The organism is Microcoleus sp. OTE_8_concoct_300 (assembly GCF_031383065.1).
Lineage (GTDB): Bacteria > Cyanobacteriota > Cyanobacteriia > Cyanobacteriales > Microcoleaceae > Microcoleus.
The window spans coordinates 1-2,126 of record NZ_JANMZH010000722.1 but is presented as its reverse complement, the minus strand read 5'-3'; the positions used below and the strand labels follow the sequence as shown (position 1 = coordinate 2,126).

The 2,126-nt window shown below is 43.3% G+C and carries 3 protein-coding genes; all 3 read right to left on the bottom strand.

Annotated features, from left to right (window positions below):
- On the bottom strand, positions 1-238 hold a 238-nt coding region (locus tag ACUVJL_RS32615; RefSeq protein WP_445249619.1), incomplete at its 3' end, for an IS66 family transposase.
- A gap of 4 nt (positions 239-242) precedes the next feature.
- Positions 243-1,160 (bottom strand): IS66 family transposase, encoded by a 918-nt coding sequence (locus ACUVJL_RS32610; protein WP_445249618.1) that lies wholly within the window; start codon positions 1,158-1,160, stop codon positions 243-245.
- A gap of 49 nt (positions 1,161-1,209) precedes the next feature.
- The gene (locus tag ACUVJL_RS32605) at positions 1,210-1,488 is read right to left on the bottom strand and encodes a hypothetical protein (RefSeq protein ID WP_445249617.1); all 279 of its coding nucleotides are present in this window, start codon (positions 1,486-1,488) and stop codon (positions 1,210-1,212) included.
- Between the last annotated feature and the right edge of the window lie 638 nt (positions 1,489-2,126).

Below are 2,126 nucleotides of genomic sequence, written 5' to 3'. Positions count from 1 at the left end.
CTAACTGCGAAGCTTCTAGCAAGATACTCAAAACTTCAGTCTTAATAGGTTCAACCCTTTCTTTTAACTCCGAACGAGTGAGTTGGTCATTTCTAAATTTATGCCAGAGATTGAAAAGCTCTTTTTCCTGCTCCAGCAAGGATTTGCCGATTTGGGCTGAAACTCCAACTCGTTCGGATATTTGAATAAAATCTCGTTTGAGGTGTGCCCAACACAGTTGCCGGTGATTGACATCCACCCAATTATAGGCAGGGCATCGAGCCACTAACAGTTTCGCCCAAAACCGTTTGAGCAGCACTACTAGCTCTGCTTAAAATTACCTGAAAGCTCTGAATCAATGGCGTTACAGCCACCCACAGCCAACCACTGGTCTTGGTGGCATTTTCACCATCTCCATTCCGCTGCTGAAATCCAGTCTCATCTACTCCCACATTCGGCTGCTGCTGGATGTAATGTTGGGCTGCTGTGACCCCATCGCCAACTGCCTCACTCACTTCTGTCCGTAGACGATTGATAGTGCCGACGGACATTTCAATCCCAAACACCGCCTGCATCAACGCACGTATTTGGCGGTAGGATTGTCGATACTCACTACTGAATAAACCTACATAGGCTGCTGTTCTTGGACCATATCCACCCATTCCTATTATTTCGGTCATTTCTGGGGCTTGATTTTCTTTCCCACAACAAGTACAGGTAATTGGATGAAACTGATGTTCGATGACGAGCCGCTGTACTGGTGGGACTTCCACTACTTGATGTCGATAGGCTTGACCATTATTTTCAATCTCTAGGATGCCTCCACATCCACTACATTGCTGTGGGTAATGGTTGATTACTTCTTGACACATTTCGGTCGGGTATAGCTTCCGTTCGTGTCCCGCATGTCCTAGTTGCCCACCCCGCTTCTTTCCGGTGGGTTCCTTTCGATTGGGCTTAAATCCTTGAGGATTCTTCGATGGTGGTTGTGATGAATTTGCCGAAGTTCTGGCTAATTGCTCTTTGAGAAGCTCGTTTTCTGTTCTCAGTTCCCCTATTTCCTGTTCAAACTGATCCATCCTACGCACTAATTCGTAAATTAGTTCGAGGATGCTGCCTGGCACTTGCGCCCACTCTGCTGGACTGATTGCTGCCATTAATTCCGGCACTGTCTTCTCCATGTCCCTCACCTTACCAGATTTTTTGGGCTTTTGCTACCCCCGTGAACTTCTACCTTTTTCTTAAAAAAGAGCAATCAATGACAGCAATAACCGTGTGTTCAGGATTCAAGGCTTCTTTGAGGAAATATTGATTAAATTGTGGAAAGTTAAAGCTTTTGAGAAAGTGACGACGGTAGGTTTTTTCACTCAAATAACTATAACCACTGAGATTCGTGAAGTTGACCTTGCCATAGACAAACAAAATAGTTGAAAATAAAGTGATTAAAAACTTTTTTTGGGGTTGACGAATCCCTGGCATTTGTTGTAAGATGAACTCAATAATATTCATAAGGCAATCTGTTAAGCTTGTGTGTTTTTACAATACTTCGGACAGTTTTTCTATGACCCAATGACTTATCCTCGCTTGGCTTTGAGCCACTGTGGATAATTAAATCAAAGTCATGTCCACCCCTGACTTGCATTTAATTCGACTTTTTCACGATCCTTAGCCTGTCAAGCTTGTAGTATCGTTCCAAAAACTGTCCGAAGTGTTGTTTTTATAGCTTAACCTAAAAGAGTGCCTTTTTTTCTGTTTATTTTCGGTTCAGATTGCACTCACTTTTTTCGCTTCTGTACTTTATTTCGCTCGTATCCTTGTTTAAAAACTGTCCGGAGTATTGTTATGTGTGTTCATGTTAGATGAATGTCATTTATTGTGGGGAGATTTATACGGTTATGTCTAAGGAATGAAGGAATTCGGATATTATCTAGGGGGGCGAAGGGAACCCCGTTCTTGCTGAGCCGAGACGGAGTAAGACCACTTACTCGAAAGGGAAAGGGGCATCTGTCAATGAAGCCAGAAGCCTACACTCACCGCTTGCGGGAGTGTTGGTAGTTCACTAATGACTCTCTTAGTCATGTTTTCACTTTATAAGGATTGTAAATCACCGCAGTGATACCAAGGTCGATCTGCTTCAGTGAAAAATG